General features: G+C 46.7%; 14 protein-coding genes and 1 pseudogene. 10 read left to right on the forward strand and 5 right to left on the reverse strand.

The window, feature by feature from the left end; all coding sequences use genetic code 11:
• Window positions 1-28 precede the first annotated feature (28 nt).
• The 3 genes from L3D05_RS20805 to L3D05_RS20815 all read left to right on the forward strand — a co-directional run bounded on the left by L3D05_RS20805 (window position 29) and on the right by L3D05_RS20815 (window position 4,756).
• The gene (locus tag L3D05_RS20805; RefSeq protein ID WP_239618255.1) at window positions 29-1,375 is read left to right on the forward strand and encodes a phenylacetate--CoA ligase family protein; all 1,347 of its coding nucleotides are present in this window, start codon (window positions 29-31) and stop codon (window positions 1,373-1,375) included.
• A 79-nt stretch (window positions 1,376-1,454) separates the two neighbouring features.
• Entirely contained in the window at window positions 1,455-2,957 is a 1,503-nt protein-coding gene (locus L3D05_RS20810; RefSeq protein WP_239618256.1) for a class I adenylate-forming enzyme family protein, read from the forward strand.
• 38 nt (window positions 2,958-2,995) lie between these two features.
• Window positions 2,996-4,756, forward strand: coding sequence for an AMP-binding protein (locus L3D05_RS20815; RefSeq protein WP_239618257.1), 1,761 nt, complete (start codon window positions 2,996-2,998; stop codon window positions 4,754-4,756).
• A gap of 65 nt (window positions 4,757-4,821) precedes the next feature.
• Here the strand turns inward: L3D05_RS20815 and L3D05_RS20820 are convergent, their stop codons facing one another.
• From L3D05_RS20820 to L3D05_RS20830, 3 genes are read right to left on the reverse strand one after another with little or no spacing between them, the layout of a single operon-like run.
• A complete protein-coding gene (locus L3D05_RS20820; RefSeq protein ID WP_239618258.1) occupies window positions 4,822-5,289 on the reverse strand; it encodes a hypothetical protein in 468 nt (155 codons plus the stop codon).
• A gap of 37 nt (window positions 5,290-5,326) precedes the next feature.
• Window positions 5,327-5,932: a hypothetical protein gene (locus L3D05_RS20825; protein WP_239618259.1), complete on the reverse strand. Its 606-nt coding sequence runs from the start codon at window positions 5,930-5,932 to the stop codon at window positions 5,327-5,329.
• Between the two features lie 45 nt (window positions 5,933-5,977).
• Window positions 5,978-6,274 carry a hypothetical protein gene (locus L3D05_RS20830; protein WP_239618260.1) on the reverse strand — a complete coding sequence of 99 codons (297 nt, stop codon included), beginning with the start codon at window positions 6,272-6,274 and terminating at the stop codon, window positions 5,978-5,980.
• A gap of 308 nt (window positions 6,275-6,582) precedes the next feature.
• Here L3D05_RS20830 and L3D05_RS20835 point away from each other — a divergent pair, with 308 nt between their 5' ends.
• From L3D05_RS20835 to L3D05_RS20850, 4 genes are all read left to right on the forward strand, one after another.
• Window positions 6,583-7,485: a hypothetical protein gene (locus L3D05_RS20835; RefSeq protein WP_239618261.1), complete on the forward strand. Its 903-nt coding sequence runs from the start codon at window positions 6,583-6,585 to the stop codon at window positions 7,483-7,485.
• Between the two features lie 60 nt (window positions 7,486-7,545).
• Window positions 7,546-8,499 carry an aldolase catalytic domain-containing protein gene (locus L3D05_RS20840; RefSeq protein ID WP_239618262.1) on the forward strand — a complete coding sequence of 318 codons (954 nt, stop codon included), beginning with the start codon at window positions 7,546-7,548 and terminating at the stop codon, window positions 8,497-8,499.
• Window positions 8,500-8,718: 219 nt separating this feature from the next.
• The gene (locus L3D05_RS20845; RefSeq protein ID WP_239618263.1) at window positions 8,719-9,309 is read left to right on the forward strand and encodes a 4-hydroxybenzoate synthetase; all 591 of its coding nucleotides are present in this window, start codon (window positions 8,719-8,721) and stop codon (window positions 9,307-9,309) included.
• Window positions 9,310-9,351: 42 nt separating this feature from the next.
• Window positions 9,352-10,548, forward strand: coding sequence for a threonine synthase (locus L3D05_RS20850; protein ID WP_239618264.1), 1,197 nt, complete (start codon window positions 9,352-9,354; stop codon window positions 10,546-10,548).
• Window positions 10,549-10,768: 220 nt separating this feature from the next.
• On the opposite strand, the gene L3D05_RS20855 is transcribed toward L3D05_RS20850, so the two are convergent.
• A complete protein-coding gene (locus L3D05_RS20855; protein ID WP_239618265.1) occupies window positions 10,769-10,948 on the reverse strand; it encodes a hypothetical protein in 180 nt (59 codons plus the stop codon).
• Between the two features lie 1,416 nt (window positions 10,949-12,364).
• On the opposite strand from L3D05_RS20855, the gene L3D05_RS20860 reads away from it, so the two are divergent.
• The 3 genes and pseudogenes from L3D05_RS20860 (at window position 12,365) to L3D05_RS20865 (ending at window position 19,188) form a co-directional block, all read left to right on the forward strand.
• Window positions 12,365-13,522, forward strand: coding sequence for a copper amine oxidase N-terminal domain-containing protein (locus L3D05_RS20860; protein WP_239618266.1), 1,158 nt, complete (start codon window positions 12,365-12,367; stop codon window positions 13,520-13,522).
• Window positions 13,523-13,527: 5 nt separating this feature from the next.
• Window positions 13,528-14,121 (forward strand): annotated as a pseudogene (locus L3D05_RS26795) (hypothetical protein); the annotation flags it as partial.
• Window positions 14,122-14,415: 294 nt separating this feature from the next.
• A complete protein-coding gene (locus tag L3D05_RS20865) occupies window positions 14,416-19,188 on the forward strand; it encodes a PKD domain-containing protein (RefSeq protein ID WP_239618267.1) in 4,773 nt (1,590 codons plus the stop codon).
• A gap of 77 nt (window positions 19,189-19,265) precedes the next feature.
• Here L3D05_RS20865 and L3D05_RS20870 read toward each other — a convergent pair whose 3' ends face one another.
• On the reverse strand, window positions 19,266-20,237 hold the full coding sequence (locus L3D05_RS20870; RefSeq protein WP_239618268.1) for a ketoacyl-ACP synthase III: 972 nt from the start codon (window positions 20,235-20,237) through the stop codon (window positions 19,266-19,268).
• Window positions 20,238-20,475 lie beyond the last annotated feature (238 nt).

Here is a 20,475-nt window from a genome sequence, read left to right on the forward strand (position 1 = left end):
AGGCATTAGTATGAAGAGGAGGGTATGCATGAGAGCCCAGTCTCATAAGATGACGGTGTCGATCGACGAGCATACTTCGCATTTGATGCAATTAAGAGCGTTCTACAATCAACTGGATGAAGCAGGAATAACAATCGAAAAACTTTCCCGCGAGAAACGCGATGAATATCAACTGAAGGCAATTAACGTGACGCTCGAGCATATCTGGAACAATAATGCATTTTATCGAGCGGCACTTGAAGAAGCCGGATTTAAACAGCCGTCGATTGACAATCTCGGGCAATTGGCTTCCGTTCCGCTGTTGAAGAAAGACGTCATTCGCGGAGACAAATCGAAGCTGCTGTGCGTCGATCCTAAGGAGATCGGCCAGGTTCATCTCACAAGCGGAACATCCGGCAAGCCGATTTATACGTCTTACACGCTCGCTGACCAGTATGTTTACGATTTATTGCCTAAATATTTGGAGTTGTTTCCGGAGTCGGACAGCGATATCGCTGCGATTGCGCTTCCGTACGAATTTGCGCTTCCCGGTCTCGGTTTCCAACGATTGTTTCAATTCGCTTTCGGAACCGCGATTCTATCGCTTGGTAAAGGCGGATACATGGCGCCGATCGACAAATCGCTGGAGCTCATGAAGGAATATCAAGCGACCGTGCTTGTCACTACGCCTTCATATGCGGCGCTGTTGGCGGAAGAAAGCGGGCGGTTCGGCATCGAGCTTGGCCGGGATATTTGTCTGCGGAGAATAGTGCTTACCGGTGAAGGATGCTCCAACACCTTTCGCCAACGGTTGGAAAAATGGTGGGGGTGCGAAGTATCGTTCTTCTACGGATCGACAGAGTGCGGCGTTATAGCTGTCGAGTGCAAGGAGCATAAAGGTTATCACCTCATGGACGGTCATGTGAAAGTGGAAATCATAGATCCCCAGACAGAAGCCCCGCTTGGTTATAATGATACCGGCGAAATCGTCGTAACGACGCTGCTGCGCGAAGGAATGCCGATGGTGCGTTATCGGAGCGGTGACATCGGTTATTTGCAAAAATCTCAGTGCAGCTGTGGGATTACGATGGATGTATTGCATCTTCGAGGCAGAATGGAAAATATGCTGACCTTGGACGGCAATGAATACTCGCCGTTTTTATTAGAACATTTTCTGATGGAAATTCCGGAAGTGAGCTTATGGTATCACTTCATTGTGAATAACGACCGCTTGAAGATCGAAGCCGAGCCGTTTCGCACGGCATTAACCGATGAGCAATTGGCGGCTAAAGTTCGCAAGCATATGTTGGATCGCCTGGGAATCGATTGTGACGTTGAAATTAAACGCGCTTTGCCCCGTACTTTCGGCAAAGCCACCCGCATTTATATGCAATGACGAGCCGAGTTTTCCCTGTCGGCTCCCTGGCCAAGTTTGGGAACTTCATGCTGCCGATTTAAGTAAGAGGAGGTCCGTTATGGATGAAGTTTCAACCTCGGTAGCCCGATGGGCTGCAAAGGATCCGGAACGAGCCGCAGTTATAGACGAACATGCAACCCTTTCGTATGGAGTTCTGAATGAGCGCGCCAACCGTTGGGTTGGCGCTTTGCAGGCGGCCGGCGTTAGCCCAGGTGAAGGGATTCTGCTGATGCTTCCCAACCGTGTCGAGTTTATCGAAGTGTTGGTTGCAACGATACGAGCGGATGTCGTGCCGTATTTCATGAATTCTAATGTTACCTATTATATGGCCAATGAAGTTATCGATTTGGCGGCTGCCACGAGAGCTCGACTGTTGATTACAACTGGTGAATTCATGAGGGACTTGGCACTCCATAAGGAGGTTCCTTTCACGATATGGTGTGTAGATGAGGTTGATATCACCGCATACCCGAATACCGAAGCGCCCTTGACCAAGCGCGGTACCGACATGGTGTTCTTCACCTCGGGAACGACCGGAACTCCGAAAGGAATTATTGTCGCCAAATCCGTCTTTAATTTAAGATTGCCTATAAGCAGTCACATGATGGAACCGCGCCTTCATATGTTGATAAAACCGCTCTCTTTCCGGGGCAGTATGACGACAGCGTGCAACATCCTTCAAGAAGGCAATACAATCGTAGTAGCCAGGCAATCCATAGCAATTTGGATGAAACTGATTGAACGGTATAACATTTTTTTTATTAATCTGGGTCCGAGCGACCTCATGAGATGGTTGGATGATCTGGAACGGATCGGAGCCAAGTTTCCTTCGTCGGTGAAGCATATCATGACAATCGGCGAGCCGCTGACGAGCGCAATGAAATTGAGAATTAAAGAGCTGCCCATGCACTTGCAGGTTACCGATTTATACGGTACCAGCGAGTTAGGTGCGATTGCGATGATCAATGACAACGAATGGGCCAGCAAGGACGGTTCGTGTGGGCGGCCCGTCTTTTTCATCACTGTTAGGATTGTGGACGAGAATAATAGGGATCTGCCCGCCGAAGAGATTGGAGAAGTATGGGTCAAGACGCGCTACCGGATGAGGGCGTATTATGACGATCCGGACGCGACAAGCGAGGCTTGTGTAGACGATTTTATTAGGACCGGGGATATAGGTTTCCTCGACGAGCAAGGTTATTTGTATTTGTGCGGCCGGAAGCACGATATGATCAAGCGCAGCGGATTTCGGATCTTCCCCGGAGAAGTGGAGAACGTGCTACGGGAAGCTAGCGGTGTCGAGGATGCCGTTGTCATAGGCATCTATCATCTCGAACGAATACAGGAACCGATCGCTTTTATCCGCTTACGAGAACCAATGGATGCCGAAGCGGAAATGAAGAAAAGGCTTGAAATCCTTGCGTTCTGTGAAAGCCGTCTCGCTCGTTATAAAGTTCCTGCTGAGGTTTGGTTCGTTAATGAAATTCCACTGAATGCCGCGGGTAAGGCCGACCGCCTTGAGTTGGCTCGAAGATTGGTGCGGCCAAACGTAAACGGTTGACACACGTTAATCGTATAACGAGGGGAGAGTTATCTTGAATGTCTGAGACCCATATGGAGCAGGAGCGAAAATTTCAAAATTTGCTGATGCGTATCTCGAAATCACCTCTGTATAAAGAAAAATTGGCAGCGTACGACATAAGAAATATCCGATTGGATCAGATCATGTCGCTGCCGTTAACTTCGAAAGAGGAGCTTCGAAATGCCGGTTCCTTCGGCCACCTAGCTGTCGACATAAAGGAAACGGCTCAATACCACGAATCGTTCGGAACGACTGGAGAACCCTCCGCTGCTTGGTTTACCAAGGAAGACTTGGAAACCGGCGGAAAGCAGATGGGAGAATGCGGAGTACGATTAACCCCTAATGACATTGTACTCATTCGGTTTCCTTATGCGATGTCGCTTCCCGCGTTCCTGATGCAGCATGCTTCAAGGCAAGCCGGCTCAACTACCGTTCCGGCAAGCAGCCGCACAACGGTCACGCCTTACCCCCGGGTGCTGGAATTGATCAAGCGCCTTGGCGTCACCGTTATGGCTGGGCTTCCTCGGGAGATGGAGCTGTTGGCCGAGACAGCAAGGCTGCTTGGATTGGATATAAAATCGGATTTCCCTCATTTTCGAGCTATTTGTGCTGCCGGAGAATTGTTGAGCGAGCCTCGTCGGAAACATATCGAGCGGTTATGGGGCGTTCCCGTTTATAACCTATACGGTTCCACTGAAACCAGCAATATCGCTACCATGTGCGATCAGGGTGTCCTGCATGTCCTGGAACAAGATTTCATAATTGAAGTGTTGAATGAAGATGGTTCCGTACCTGCGGCCCAAGGGGATAGAGGATTCGCAGTATTAACGACGCTGACTCATCAAGCGTCTCCGTTGCTGCGATATTTCAACGAGGACATCATTACCATCGAACCCTGCCAATGTATATGCGGCCACAGCGGAGGCAGTCTGGTCCATTTCGGCCGGTTAAAGGAACGGATGCGATTCGGAGCGTTGGTATTAGACAGCAGCGATATTCAATTTGCCGTATACACATTATCTCCCGTGCCTGACGCTTGGAAGGTCATCGAGCAGGAGGACGGACTTCACTTCATTCTGGATTCGCATCGATCTTCGGAGTGGACCAAAAAGGATGTTACGGCCCATTTGTCTAAGCAGTTGGGCGTGCCTGTCACCGTAGAGTTCGCCGATGACGGCGTGCTGCTGAACCGCGCTGAGCTTGTTCAGAATGCCCCTTCGAAGAAGCCGGTTTATATCCAGAAACTCCAACCCAGTGTTAAGACGGCTTCCATCGATCTGCTGCGCGATTTGCTTGACCAAGGGCGCCGAAAAATGGCGGACCGCGATTTTCATGCAGCCCGGACATTGTTTGAGAAAGCAGTGGCATTAGATGCCAACAGCGCGGATGCGCATGCTTGGCTCGCTGCGGCTTATGGCCGATTAATTGAAGCGGGGATCATATTGGAGAAAATGAGACTGCTTCCGTTTCTGGAAAACGAGATTAAAGCGGCTCTTCGAATCGATTCGAAGCTTCCTTTTGCAAGAAGAATCAACGGGGCAAGATTGTTAAACACGCCCGATACACTTGGAGGGGACCCAGCTGCGGCTGCGAAGGAATTTCAATATTGTATTGAACAAGGGATGGATGAAGCTGATCTATGGGTGTCGCTCGGTGAGTGTTATATCAAGTTGGAGAATCCACAAAAGGCAAAGTATGCATTAAAGGAAGCATTAGCTCGTGAGCCCAAGCATGAACAAGCAAAAGAATTACTGGAGCAATTAGACGGCGGGCATTAAATATAATGAGCAAAGACCCTAAGCCGATGACCGGTCTAGGGCCTTTTATTTCTTCTGTGCATGAATTATTTGGGAGCTTTAAATGTCTTCATCAGGTGAACGAAATCATCTACCGCCGTCTTCATTTTTTCATTTGCATAATTCGTTCCCCCTTTAACCGCTTCCTCCAATTTCTTCGCGTCGATCGGAGTCGATATCGCGGATTCCTCCAGCGCAATCATCATTTTATCACCGACCTTTTTTGCTCCGTCTTTAACGGCATCGGCGAATATATGAACCAATTTGGAGGAGGGTTGAACCAATCCCTCTACAGCCCTCAACACTTGCTCACGCTCCCCCTTTATTACGGCAGTTGACAATTTCTCGGCAAGAATGGAAGACGGTTCAATAAATTCATCTACCGCCTCTATTATTTTTTCACTGGAATGATAAGCACTCTCTTTAACTGCATCTGCGAATTTTTCGGATAAGGCTGCGAACTCAAGTACTAGATGAACCTTAAATTTGGAAAACTCTTTCTTAAAATTCAGCATGCGCTTCACCTCCTCTCGTTGTAGGGGGATCTGCCGTTCACATCTTCTGACGGATAAGATCGTGGTACTTCGGATCCGTCGTTTGCTTTAACAGCCTGCTCCAGCAGATCTTGGCCTCTTGCAGCCGGTCAATGCGGTGGTATGCCTCACCAAGCTCATAGATCAGCTTCTCATACGTATCTCTGGAAATGCTGCCAGGGTTGCGAAGTTCCCCATCGATGAGGAAGAGATAATCTTCGATCGCCGTTTCTGTCCGGTGGAAAAACTGCTCCGGCAGCCGATAAGCGATGCTGCCGCGCAGCATTCTAATCCTGATGTCCGACGGTGCGGAGGCTACCGACTCGTCAAGGAGCTTCAGTCCACGGCTCGCCCATTGAAAACGTGTTATCGGACTTGATTCATCGCGTGCGATCAACGTCATAATGCTGCCGTGAAATGCAGCTGCAATCGGCTGGTCAGGAAAATCCTTACACAATTTCTCGAGCTTGCTGTCGGCTTTCCAAACAGCTTTCGTGTCCCCGCCAAGACCCTCATTATGCAGATCGATCGCCTCGGCTAACCGCCGCTCGAACACGGCCTGATTCGACTCGTTCAGGATCTGTTTCGATCCCTCATTTTCCTGCATTGACGATTTATTTGCCATACAGAAGCACCTTCCTTTGCCTTATGTTTTTCCAAGATCGTGCGGTTAGCTCTCTTTAGGCACGTGCTTTGCTGCTAGAGGGGTATCTGAGTTTGTTGGCACGCCTTTATCGTTAAGATTGTTCGGTTCAACCGGCCACACTTCGGATGAAGGGGGATTTTTCGCGTCAGTCGCTTTATCCGGCGTTGATTGCAACAGTGAAAGCAGCGATCCGCCTTTTCTATATGCTTTTACGATCGTTATAACCGTTGCGATAATAACAAACAACAAAATAAACACTGCAAAGGATATACCAAAAACGAACAATAACGTTTCAGTTTTGCTCGTTTCTTTCTTCTTCATTTTCATCTCTCCCTTAAGGTTCACAGTCGGAATGCCTATCATTTTGCGAAACTAGTTCCAAACTGCTTCACCTCCCAAAATTCGATAGCGTATTTCTCATTGTATGGTGAACAGGCATTTGAAGTGTTGGGCAACTGTAATGAACTGCTAAAGATGTATCTATAACCGCATAATTTGATGAACGTCTTATATAGGTTGTGACACAATATACCGATTCGGACAGAAGTTCCGCTTCTGTTTGTTTCAAAGAAGTATGCTCTGTAATAACATGTACAAGGGAAATACCTAAACGGCGGGGAGGTACACTTGTGAACGATATTCGTATCGAATCGTTGGATGAGGAAGAAATGATATGGAGGCAATTCATTCAGCTCGAACTAAACAAAATACGGCCGGATGATCCTGACAGCGAGCCAAGGACCGACCTTGTACTCGACCGGCCGCCGAACGCTTCCGATGAGGTTGCGAATGTCGAAGAAGGTACGCTTGCCGGATCACAAACTGCTCCGATTACGGAGTCATTAATGGATGAAGAAGAGATAAGCTGGCGGGAATTTATCCAGCATGAACTAAACAAAATACAGCTTAAGGACGCGGATAAATCACCGATTCATGCCATCGCTCCGGAGCTGGTTCAATTCGTTTTTCGTCATGCAGCGTCGTCCTTGCTTACTCGATTGAGGAAAGCTATAGAACCTTCGAAAGGCGAAACCTCAATCGAATCGAGACACGATAAGGAAGTTAAGAGAAATGCGGCCAAGCGAACTTCAATTATTGCCCCTCTGCCGTATAGGCCGAATAGAAGCAAGAAAAGTTCCGTGTCCGGTGAGTATGTGAGGAGGCGGAGGCGGAGTCGGAGTCGGAGAAAAGAAGCGGTGAGAGGGAGTGTCAAGCGAAGACCAAAACCTATTGTCAGGCGTGTAGTCCGAGATTTGAAGAAATCCGTGGCGAAGCCTAGCAACAAGAAGACCATTGTCCGCGGCAAGAGCAGCCGGACAAGACAGAAATCCATACCGTTGAAGCCTATCAAAAAGACTAGCAATAAGAAGATCATTGTCCGAGGCAAGAGCAGCCGGACAAGACAGACATTCATACCGGCGAAGCCTAGCAATAAGAAGATCATTGTCCGCGGCAAAAGCAAGAGTAGCGGAGCAAGACAGAAATCCACACCGGCGAAGCCTATCCTCTTCATCGGACGAACAGTTCATTGATCTAAATTCTGAGTTTTTTGCAGCATGCTAAATAATTCCGTCAGAAGGGAGCCTATTTCCATGAATGCCGGAAAGAATCACAAAATCGTTGACTGCACGATACGCGACGGCGGTCTTGTCAACAATTGGGATTTCAGCGTCGATTTCGTTCAGCACCTCTATAAATGCTTAAACGCAGCCGGTGTAGATTATATGGAGATCGGCTACAAAAACTCGCCCAAGCTGCTCAAAGGCTCCGAATCTTCCGGTCCTTGGCGCTTCCTGAAGGATGAGTTTCTGCAAGATGTGATCGAAGAGAAACAGACCACCAAGCTATCGGCATTGGTTGATATCGGTCGGGTTGACGTAAACGATATTCTTCCGCGCGAGAAAAGCTTGCTTGATCTGATCCGTGTCGCCTGCTATATCAAGGATGTCGATGAAGCGCTTGAATTGGTGCAATTGTTCCATGAGCGCGGCTACGAATCGACACTTAACATAATGGCGCTTTCCAATGTCAAAGAGAACCAGCTAATCGAAGCGTTCAAGATGATCTCGCACAGCGTCGTAGACGTTGTATATATCGTGGATTCTTACGGCAGTTTAGTGCCGAAGGACATCCAGTATTTGGTGAAGATGTTTCAGAAGCACCTTCCGGGTAAGCGTCTAGGTGCACATATGCACAACAACTTGCAGCTAGCCTTTGCCAACACGCTGGCAGCTGCGGACCACGGTGTTGAGCTGCTGGATTCTTCCGTATATGGCATGGGCCGTGCTGCAGGCAACTGTCCGACGGAATTGTTGGTTGGACTCTTGAAGAATTCAAATTACAGTCTTCGCCCCATCCTGGATATGATTGAGAAATATATGATTCCTCTTCGCGACATAGAAGAATGGGGTTACCTTATTCCGTATATGATCACAGGATTGCTCGATGAGCATCCTCGTTCCGCAATGGCATTTCGCAACTCACCTGATAGAGATATGGCTCTTCAATTCTATGACATGCTGAGCGTACCCGACGTTAAATCGTAATCGGATATTGGTCAGGCACCAGGCCCCTTGAATCGGAAAACGGAAACCCCTAGGTTTGCGAATCCGTACCAAGCGGGTCTTTATACGGCTTATCTTGAGGCTTAAATTGAAGGCGAAAATCTATCTTTTCTAACCTATAGGTATATGTTGTTGTTGTCCGATAGTTTCCAAACATATCATAATCCAAGCATACGGATTTGTTTTTATGGAGGGGATCGAATGACGAGAAAGGAAATCACGGACATCGACTCAGGGTTCGACTTCTTGCACAAGCTGCTATTCAATATATTGCTGATAACTGACGGGAGGACAACCGATATTCTTGAAACCTTGATGGACGAAACCGTGTCTCTTCAAGTAATCCGGCAGGAACGATTAAATGAAGAACAAACTGCTCATCTTGGCGAAGCTATAGACGCTCCTTACTATGTGAGAGAATCCATTCTGATAGGCTCCAAGAGTCAGTTCGTTATATCTCACAATATTGCTCTTGTATGTTCGGAATACTTACCGCCTCTTATGTTTGAAACGATTGTCGCCAAACAAGAAGGAATCGGGAAGACCATCAGTACTTTCGGACTGCAAACCTCTCGCAAGGTGGTCGATTCGGGATGGAGTAACGATACAGAAACCGTCGACTTATTTTACAAGCCGATGCAGCTTCGTTTTTCTCCTACTAAAAGCAGGATACCTTATAAAAAATACTCGATTGACTTTGGCTCTCAGCCAGGTATCTATTTACTCGAATATTTTAATCCGAACATGATTCTCCACCGTTGGAAACAAGTACGTAACGAAAATCAGCGATAAGCTGCAGGACTACAGACCGACCTTATGCATAGGAGGTATTCCATGACACGTATAGGTATGGCTTGTACCATATGCGGCAAGCATCAAGCCTTTTCATATGATCAAGTTACATGTATCTGCGGAGGTACCCTTCTCGTGCAATACGATATGGAGCTTGCTGCAAAAACAATGACGAAGCAGGCCATTCAAAGCCGCTCAGCCTCTATGTGGCGTTATAAAGAACTCTTGCCCGTTTCCTCACCCGAAGGAATCGTCACTCTTGGCGAAGGCTGGACTCCTCTAACTCGCATCAACATTCAGGAAATTGGACTGCCTATCAGTCATGTATGGATCAAAAGAGAGGAATTGAATCCGACCGGGAGTTTTAAGGCGAGGGGGATGTCAGTTGCCGTTTCCCTGCTTAAGGAACGCGGGGTACAGTGTGCGGCTATTTCTTCAAACGGTAATGCAGCGAGTGCCTTGGCCGCCTATGCTGGTTGTGCTGGCATCGAAGCTTTCGTATTCTTGCCTGAAGATTGCCCTCCGTTGATCGTGCATGAGTGCTTGTCCTATGGCGCACGTACCTTTCGCGTACAAGGATTAATTCAGGATGCAAGCCAGTGGGTAGAGGTTGGGAAACAATTGCGTGGGTGGTCATCTGTTGCAACATTGAAGGAGCCCGGTAGAGTCGAAGGTAAAAAAACAATGGGGTTCGAGCTGGCCGAGCAATGGGGCTGGAAGCTACCCAGTGTCATTATTTATCCAACGGGTGGCGGTTCAGGGCTTATCGGTATGTGGAAAGCATTTCATGAACTGAAGCAATTGGGAATGATATCCGATCCAATGCCGCGAATGGTAAGTGTCCAGGATGCAGGGTGTTCTCCTCTTGTCTCCGCCATGGGCAAACCTGTACCCGTTCTGGATGCTCCGGCCGCTACAGGTATGCGTGTTCCATGGCCACCGGATCTTGATCTGCTTGTACGTATCCTGAAAGAATCTGGTGGAACGGCTGTAGCTGTCAGACAAGTTGAAATTGACGAAGCCCAGCGTAATCTGGGTTATAGAGGTGTTTCCTCCTCTCCGGAGGGAGCCGCTACATTGGCGGGGCTTCTGAAGCTTTGTGAGGAAGGATGGATCAGACCGGATGATAGCGTGGTGCTTTTCAATACATGTCACGGGCTGAAATATGGGAAAAGCCTGGACTTAAAAGGCAATCCTTTACTTACGAATTTGAACGAATTATTTAATAAAAATTGTTAGGGAAGCTAGCGCTTGGCAGCGTTGGGAAGAACATCTCTATAAATGCATCGACGAAGCAAGCGTAGACTTACAATTTTTTCGATATACTGACCGCGCCCAACGTTAAATCGTAATCGGAAATAGGTCAGGCCTGAGACGCTAAAATAGATGACTTTTGGTAAAGCCAAAAGTCATCTTGTAATTAAATTGAAAGACAGGGGAGCGTCATCGGTTAGGCCGATTAACTTTCGGCTTTCTTGCTCCCCTTCTCGGCCTCCTTGGAGGCTTTCCGGACAGCTTTTTCGACCTTCTTGGCTGCCTCCTCGGCCTTCTTGGCCGCTTTCTCGGCTTCCTTCTCTGCTTTCTGGATGTCTTTCTTGGCCTGTTTTTTGGTATCCGCCGTTTCTTTTACAGAACTCATAGTATCACCTCCTCAAATCTGGATGAAGCTTCCGATCGCTGCGCAACATCCCTGGAGGGAAGCATTCCTTTGCAATGTATGCTTGTTCAAAATAAAATGTTATTGGTTTACTAGAAATCCATTGAACACCTATATTCGCAGCTCTATCCTGATGACGGATGGGAGGACAACCGATTTTCTAGAAACCTTGATGGACGAAACCATATCTCTCCAAGTCAGAGAATCATTCTGATAGGCACAAAGAGTCATCTCGTCATATCACACAATATTGCGCTTTTATGTTCGAAATACGTACCGCCCTCATGTTCAAAGCGATTGCCGCCACCGTCGACTTATTTCGCAAACAGATGCAACTTCGTTTTTCTCCTCCGACACCGTGACGGGAAGAATTGACACATAAATTGCATTTTCGACAGTTTCTGGTTGACGAATATTATCTATTGTTCATATAATGAATTATCCAAAAACAGGATAACAGCATAAATAACGCGAGGAAGCACCCGCAGACGTTTAACCGATGTCGGCCGTGCTTTCTCTTTTTTATGCCTTTTTATTAACTTTAGCGCGTCAGACAATCCTGATACTCCGCATTCTATTCATTTAACCGATGTGTGGCAGGCATTGCCGGTCGTGGGGCGCGCGAAGGCTCAAAAAGTACCTTGAATGCGGCAGTATTGTCGGACGTGAGGTACGAAGGCCAAAAAAGTACCTTGAATGCGGCAGTATTGTCGGACGTGAGGTGGCGAAGGCAAAAAAAGTACCTTGAATGCGGTGGTATTGCTGGATGTGGGTGCGAAGGCCAAAAAAGTACCTTGAATGCGGCGGTATTGTCGGACGTGAGGTACGAAGGCCAAAAAAGTGCCTTGAATGCGGTGGTATTGCTGGATGTGAGGTGCGAAGGCCAAAAAAGGGCCTTGAATGCGGCAGTATTGTCGGACGTGAGTTACGAAGGCCAAAAAAGTACCTTGAATGCGGCAAACATTGCCGGGTGGGAGGTATGAAGGCTAAAAAAGTGTCTTGAATGCGGCAGTATTGCTGGATGTGAGGCACGAAGGCCAAAAAAGTACCTTGAATGCGGCAGTATTGTCGGATGTGAGGCACGAAGGCCAAAAAAGTACCTTGAATGCGGTGGTATTGTCGGACGTGAGGTGGCGAAGGCCAAAAAAGTACCTTGAATGCGGCAGTATTGTCGGATGTGAGGTGGCGAAGGCCAAAAAAGTACCTTGAATGCGGCAGTATTGTCGGACGTGAGTTACGAAGGCCAAAAAAGTACCTTGAATGCGGTGGTATTGCTGGATGTGAGGTGCGAAGGCCAAAAAAGTACCTTGAATGCGGCAGTATTGCTGGATGTGAGGCACGAAGGCCCAAAAAGTGTTTTGAATCTATCAAATTCTAAATGAGCTAGGGGGAAGAATGATGAAAAAGGGTACAGTATTTATCCTTGTTATGGTAATGGTATTGCTTACGGTTGGACATGCAGGTGCGGCGACATCTTCTAAACCAGACGTTAAGTTTGTTATTGATGGAAAGGCATTTCAAACTCCAAAAGGTGAACCAGAGCCATATGTTAATAAGGATAAGCGGACAATGGTTTCTATTCGGTTCTTCTCAAGCGCGATCGGTATGGCCAGTAAGGACGTGAAGTGGAACAACAAGACTCAGACGGCTACCTTGAAACGGAATGGCACCGAAGCCACAATTATGCTTGGCAGCCCTATTATGAAGGTCAACGGAACGAGCGTAACAATGGACACGAAAGCGGAAATGAATGGCGGACGCCTATTCATTCCAGTTCGTTACGCAGCTATTGCTCTTGGAGTTTACTTCGAGTGGGATGGTGATCGGAAGGTTATTACGATTGATAGCAAGGAAGAGGTTGAGTCTATTCCAGCGTTTAAGTATGTGCTTCCGGGGGACGAGGTTTTTGATTATCCGAAGATTGAGGACATGATGAACATGTACTCGGCTAAACCGGATAAGAATAAGCTTTTATTTCGCTTTGGTCGAAATGGTGAGGATACGAATTACACGTTGAAAAATACACTTAATCCGAAAATCAATGAACAGATATTTAGTGTCACGAAAGTATTACTTGATGAAAATCACTTTGTGAATGCATTGTATAATGAAGCAGATGATACTTTCGGAGGAAGTGTATTTCTAACATTTGCTCGAAACGCTGCTTTTGCCCAAAGAGGTGGACATTACTTTAAGTTTAGCTTTGAGGAAGAAAAGCCGTACAATATGCGTGAGGATTGGAATTATGCAAAGTTCTCGGATAAGGTTTCAATTTCTTTGGAGCTAAGAGACTTATGGGAAGATGCAACACCTGGAGTTTGGTCGGTTCCGTTCTATGAGCACAAATTACGTTCTTCCCTCATTGCGATTTTCGGTGAAACGGAAGGGGTTCCAATCGGCGATTATGTAGTAGCTCATTATTTGAAAAAAAGAACTCAAGGCCAGGCAACCTACAAAGGAGTACATGAGTCAAAGCAATTCGGAAAAACACAAGTGGACTTTGCCGACGACGGAAGTAATGCAATTCTAAACTTTGAATTCTCGGGCAAATGGTGATCCGAATGAAAAAACAGTTCATACTCCTGATTATTGTTGCGATTCTGGCGGGGATTCTCCCCGCCTCAATTGTTCAGGCATATCCCGATGATCAAATAGAATTCATCGAATGGCTATCTAATAGAGGGGAACGCACAAGTAATAGCGGGTTACTCCCTGCAGAATATCAGACCTACAAAAAATATGGTCTAATTGTGTATGGAAAGCCGTGGGGAGAACTTTCAGATAGTAGTATTTGTTCAGATAAGCCTGGACAACAACATAGGTATCTTGGCTACGATATTAATAATAATTTCTATACAAATTCGTGTTTTCCTAAAGATTCACCCATCAATGGTGCTCCAGAAAGTTGGATAGAATATTTAAAACTATCAGGAGCAGATAAATCGTGGAGAGAACTAGAACCTTCTCAACGTACGTTTATGCGAACAGCAACGCTAACAGGAAATGGTGCGGAAAGTACAAATTACAACGTAAATTTTATTGCTAGTAAGATGGGCGGTTCGTACGATCAATACACTAAAGTGCAGAGTGGTTCAAAGTGGCGAACGAAAGGGAGCGTCTATATTGAGCATTATGGGGCTAATAAAAAGGTTTGGTATGCGTCCTTTGTTACTCCCGAGATGGTGGGAGACACTATTGTTAAAGGTGTAATAGAAACACCTGAAGACACCTATAGAATGACAAGAGGTGTTGACAGTTTAGAAATCCCTTATAAGGTAGTTGCAAGTGCCAACGTTGCTAATGCCGCGTATCTAACAGATATACTTACCTTACGTGCTAGTTCAGGAAATACTGATGCTTCGGTTGCACGAAAAGGAACAGTCACATTAAATGATCAGAAGTATCCTGTTAAGAGATCGGATCATCCTGAAAGTAACACAGATTTAGTCGTGTCGATTAAACTTAAAGGAAAAGCATTTATTGAAAATGTATTCAAAGAAAAGCAAGAGATTGATGTATTTAAGACTGTAACAGTCATCATAGAACCCAATAACGATGATCCAGCAATTAGAGCCACAGCAAAGACGACTCCCAACTCCGTCAAATATAATAACTCCGATGTCCGAGTAAAGCTTGATGTTACCGGTGAGCTGTATAATTACGATAACGCCAGTAACGTCCAGGAGTGGAAGTTTTATGCGAAAGAAAAAGATGACACCACGAATGCCACTCTCCAAAGCAAAACGATCTCTGGTAATGTACTTTCTCAGAAAACAAGCTTTAACTTTACGATTCCTAAGTCAAAATTGACCGGCTCCAATTACACGCAAGTCTATACCGTTACCGCTGTTGCCGTATTTAAAAAAGCTGTCGCAGGAAAGACGAGCCTACAAGCACCAGCAGAGGCAGCTACATATGTATACAAAGAAGCGACGCCTCCACCGCCCAAGGAACCTGATCCGAACATTCCGCCCGTAGCGGTCATTGGAGGGCCGACCGAGGTGGATGCCGGGTCACAATTTACATTGGATGGCTCAAGCTCTTATGATCCGGATGGAACAATTATCGATTACAAATGGGGCAGACCCAGTGGATGCGGGAATTCAGAAGATAAAAGGGAATTGCAGAAATTCGTTTGCAGTTATCCGGGAACTTACACTTTCGGGTTAACCGTTATAGATAACAAGGGGGCGGCATCGCGAGATACTTATCATACGGTGGTGGTGAAAGCACCTCTACCAAAAGCGTTTATAAAAGTGGATGGAACGCTGAAGCAAAATAGAAAGGTGGTTATTAATGGATCGAAGAGCTATGAACCGCCAGGGTATCCTATCAACAAATACGAATGGGATATCACTGCGGTTAGCGGAGGAACGCAGGCAGACGTTAAATTTGTCGGATCGGTAAATGATGTCAGTAAAGATGTGTTATTGAAGCAAGAAGGTACTTACCGAGTAAAACTGACGGTATGGAATCAATGGGGATCGGATACCGCAGAAAGAGTCATTACGATCAAACCCGATTTACCTCCTATTATGGAGTCTAGCAGCATTACACCTGTTTATCGTCAAAGCTATTACGAGAACAAAGCACTCATAGAACTAGAAGACTTCTCGTATTCCGGAGACGGAGACTATATTAACGCACGAACGGTCGCGGTTGCCTTCGATGCGAACAACGATGGGACATGTGCGAATGATGCTTATACGACTCTATCCAGCACGGCAGGTAAGAGATATGCGTATTTTGCATCGCAAGTTGGCAATTACTGCTTCAAGATTAGCGCGACGGAGACGTTCGGAGAACCGACGATTCCGCAATTCATCACACCTGCCGACTACCGTAGCGGTGTATCCGAGGTTAAGGTTAATGTAGATAATTATGCGCCGAGTACTTCTTTTGGAATACTCAGGAAGAAATTCGTTGATATCAATTTTAATCTTGGCGAAAGTAATTACGCCTCTCTCGATGAGTTAAAGACGAAAGTAAATACGCTTGTCTTGCCTGAGCTGGCAGCAAACGGGATTGATGCAAAGATAACCTACGGCGATGCCAGACCAGCTGCGTCGAAGTTGTTCTATTACTACACGATTAAAAATAATGAATATTACACAATCAAACCATACATCTATAATCCGGATACCGGAATAACGAAAGAGATTGATCAGAGACATGCTTCTGGGGTCGTCATGCCTGACGATACAATTATTTACTTAGACGCAACGGGGACACTACAAAAATACGATGTTGCGACCGGAACGAATACTAAGTTTTACACGCCTCCAGAACACTATATTTCTTCCTTTGCGATAAATAAGCTAGGCAACGTATTCTACACGAGTATGTGGGTTGTCGGGCATAGTGGGTATATGCAAGTAGGTGTTTTCATGTATGACCCAGTGACAAGAATAACGAAACAAATTCATCAAAGCAATGCTAACGGAAATGGTCTCTATGGCTACTCTAACCTGCAAGCAAATTTTAATGGAAATGTATCCGTTCAATATGCGGATTCCGGATCAATCTGGTATAAGACGCATGCAAATTTCTCTCCGACAGGGACTTTTCTTGGTGACTCTGACAATTATCCAAATGGAATATTTGGTACGGATGGATACCTTTACGGATCGGGTGGAGTATATGGTAAATTCAACGACACTTATAGTGGTACCGTATTAAATGTAACAAGTAGCAGATCCAAACCTTATATGTACTACAATGCGAGCTGGAAGCCTTTTTCGTGGGATACTCGAACTGCATCCGACTCAGGGTTAATGCGGTTAGACCTGACAACACGAGCAGAGGAACAGATCGACCCTAGTTATTCTCAGATTGCAGGCATGACATATGATGAAAAATTGTACTACCGAATGAACAATAAAATGTACGTTTATGATCCCGATAAAAATAGCAAAGAGTTTGTATTTAACACAAGTACTGATTCCGATATTGGCTACGCACCTCTAAATCTGTTACCGACAACTGATGTTGTCAATATGCCGCCATCGGACAAAAATTTGAAAAGTTTGACATGGCGAGATCCGACGAATAAGTTTTTTGTGGACATTACCAATAAGAATCGTGCGGACATGAGTTCACCGCAAACACAAAGCAGCATGCTGAAAGAACTGCTTGTAAATGACGTTTCCTACAATCTGCTTGGCTCTACGGCAAATGAGGCGCAAACTAATGCGCTTATCGCCCTGAATAATGGAAAAGGCAAGTACTACGACAATAGTGATCCAGATGCAGCCTTAACCAATTTCACGAACGATCTAATAACACGTGTTAACCAGGATGCAGTACTTGACCATTATCTTCTACTCGGGGAATCACTGGATTATATGACGAGTTACCTCGATCCGGAAGGTGATCCGGAACGGGATGCCAGATGGCGTTTCGACCATGATCCATCCGTCTTCGAGAACAATCAAGGATCGATAGATAACAACGGAGGCTTTATACCGGGAGCAATCATTACACCGCCGAAGGTAGGAAAGTACGAGGTTCAATATCAAGCTCAGGACAATCCGACGACGAATCCGAATTATTTCTCGTATAGGAAATGGAGCGAGGGGCCGGGGGATACGCTGACTTTCTATGTCCACCGTGCGCCGTTTGCCTTGTTCACGGCCAGTGCGAATCTAATCAGCAATCAATATCATGTGGCCATCCGGGAATATTCCTACGACCTAGATCATCAAACCGCGACGGGCAAAGGCATTGCTCAGAAAGTGTGGCGCTGGAAAAACATCAAAGATGCGGGCTGGACACTGGGGTTGCCTCCGACGATATTGGGCGAGAACGAACAATATGTCGTATCGCTCAAGGTTAAGGATGTGGAAGGCGCTTGGTCGGATGAGAACGTGCAGATCATCGGTTCAACCGGAAATCTGCCACCAGTCGCATTATTTACGGCTGAACCGGCGCGAATATCCCAAGCGGATAACTTAACGATTACGGACCTGTCCTACGATCCTAACAATGATCCCATCGTTGAACGCAAATGGGATGCGACTAAAGATGGCGTGCAGATCTATGCTGGGGCAACACCTCCAACGGCGAACCAACTTAAATCTGGAGCTACGGCTAAAGGTAAACTTGCGATTGGAACGTACACGCTATCGCTTCAAGTTAGGGACGAGCCTCCAGTCGGAGTCTCGATGTGGAGTAACATCTATAAGCAGGACATACGGATCTTAAACGTGCCTCCCGAAGCCATTATGCAGATTCCAAATGGGACAAAGGATAACCCGACGGTATTCTCTTCGAAAAGGCCTGTCTTCAGATGGGTGCAAACGGACGCGGATCCGGGTACGGTGTTCAAGAAATATCAAATCCAGATCATCAATGAATACAACAGTAATTTCATCGCGGATTCAGGTGAGTTGAATCAGAACACGTCTGCGACTACGGCAACCTGGACGATGACAACTGACCTTCCGACGGGGAAAAAGATGCAAATTAGAGTACGCGTAAACGACGGTATTGAGTGGTCGAATTGGTCGCCGAGGACGTGGTTTATGATCAATTCCCCGCCGATTGCGGACTTCGATTGGTCGCCTAAGCCATTGTGGGAAGGAGATCTCATTTCATTAATCAATCAGTCTACGGATCCAGATGGAGATATCCTCGCTTATCGTTGGGACATTACGGGGCCTAATGGTTATATGCGCACGAGTACCGATATCCATCCGACCCTACCGGATACGGCGAATCGTCCCGGTATCTATAACGTCACGCTAACGGCCAAGGATCCCAGCGGAGAATCGGCAACGATGACTAAACCCATTGTAGTCGGAGAGCTAATCTTGAATGGCAGGGTAAAGCATACGCCGCAGTGGGAGGAGAACCGATTGAATTGGAACTCCAAGAATCCTAAGAAAACCCGTGCGGAAAATGTTTTTTGGGCGGGAGAAGCTTTCGTGCTGGAAGCAACGGTAACGGATACGGGCACTTCCGAGACGCATGCGTTATCCGTTCATGCTATGGCTTCGATTGAGTTGCAGAAGAGCTTAATGGAAACGGCGCCGCGATCGGAGTTATGGACAGCGATGCTGCTTCAAGGGGATACGAACATCTCCTTCGAAGATTTGCCTAACGGTCCGTACGTGTTCGTGTTTACTGTTAATTACAGCAACGGAGTTACGAAGACGTCCGCCGTTCCGATTGAAATTCGCAATACGGTTGACGAGTATGTTCAAGTCCATCGAATTCAATAGCTTTATTTTCAGTAGAAAGGCGCCCGTTCTCTCGTGCAAGAGAGAGAAAGGGCGCTTTTTGTATCCAAGATCTGAAGTTATAGCGTCCAACGGAGAAGCAACCCCGACTGGGTCAGCCCGGATCCGAAACCGTATAAAGCCAATATTTGCCCCGAGACAAGCTTGCCTTCAGAGTAGGCGGCATCTAAGGCCAGAGGAATGGATGCTGCCGAAGTATTGCCATTACGGATAACGCTTTGCAAAGCTTTCTCTGAAGGCAGTTCCAGTCTTTCGCAAATGGCTTCAATCATCCTGAGGTTAGCGCTATGCGGGATAAACCAATCAAGTTCCTCAAGCGTTAATCCAGCTTTGCCAAGAAGATCCCTTACTCCGTCCGGAACGGTGGATAGTGCCCATTTGTACACTTCTCTCCCGTTTTGGACGATCTTGTTGTCCGCGTTGCAGTAAACCTGCATGCCGCCAGTACCATCCGTATTGGCATTTGAGGCAAGGAAAGCCCCGACGTCCGTGGCTTCGACTAATACGGCGCCTGCTCCATCGCCGAACAGGATACAAGTCGAACGATCGGTATAATCGGTTATTTTCGTTAAATTTTCCGCTCCGATCACCAGTACTTTGCGATATACTCCCGACAAAATGAATCCATTCGCTGCATGAAGCGCCGAAACGAAACCGGCGCATGCGGCGCTTAGGTCGAAGGCAAGGCATTTCGTTGCCCCGATGGCCTGTTGAACTTGCGAGGCGACGGAAGGGAAAGGCATATCCGGGGTCGAGGTCGCTATTATGATCGCATCGATTGTAGTTGCATCGACGGAGGGGAATCGGGCTAACATATCATGAACGGCGGCAATGGCCAGATGGCTTGTCGTCTGATCGGGATTCGTTTGATGACGCTGCTCGATTCCGGTTCGCCTAACAATCCACTCGTGGTTGGTATCGACCATTTTTTCCAGATCGGAATTCGTAATGACTTGTTCGGGTACATAACTTCCGATCGCTGTAATATGGGCTCTGGAATTCAATACGGCCCTATCCAAATGCGTGCTCATGTTGATTCCCTCCGTTTTTCATTTTTTTATATTTAGTATTAAGTATTAGTACCAGGTATTAATAACTTGATAGTAGTACCAATGAGCTAAGTTGTCAAGGGTTGGTGTCAGCATTGTTGAGAATGGAGAAACGGAAGATGAAGAAATTTCGAAAGGCGGCAATTGTAGCTACTGGAACTGTCCTTTTGGCTTCGTTGTCGGGCGCACGACAACGAAGCCAGGGCTCTGTCGATTCGCC

The organism is Cohnella mopanensis, assembly GCF_022352055.1.
GTDB lineage: Bacteria > Bacillota > Bacilli > Paenibacillales > Paenibacillaceae > Cohnella > Cohnella mopanensis.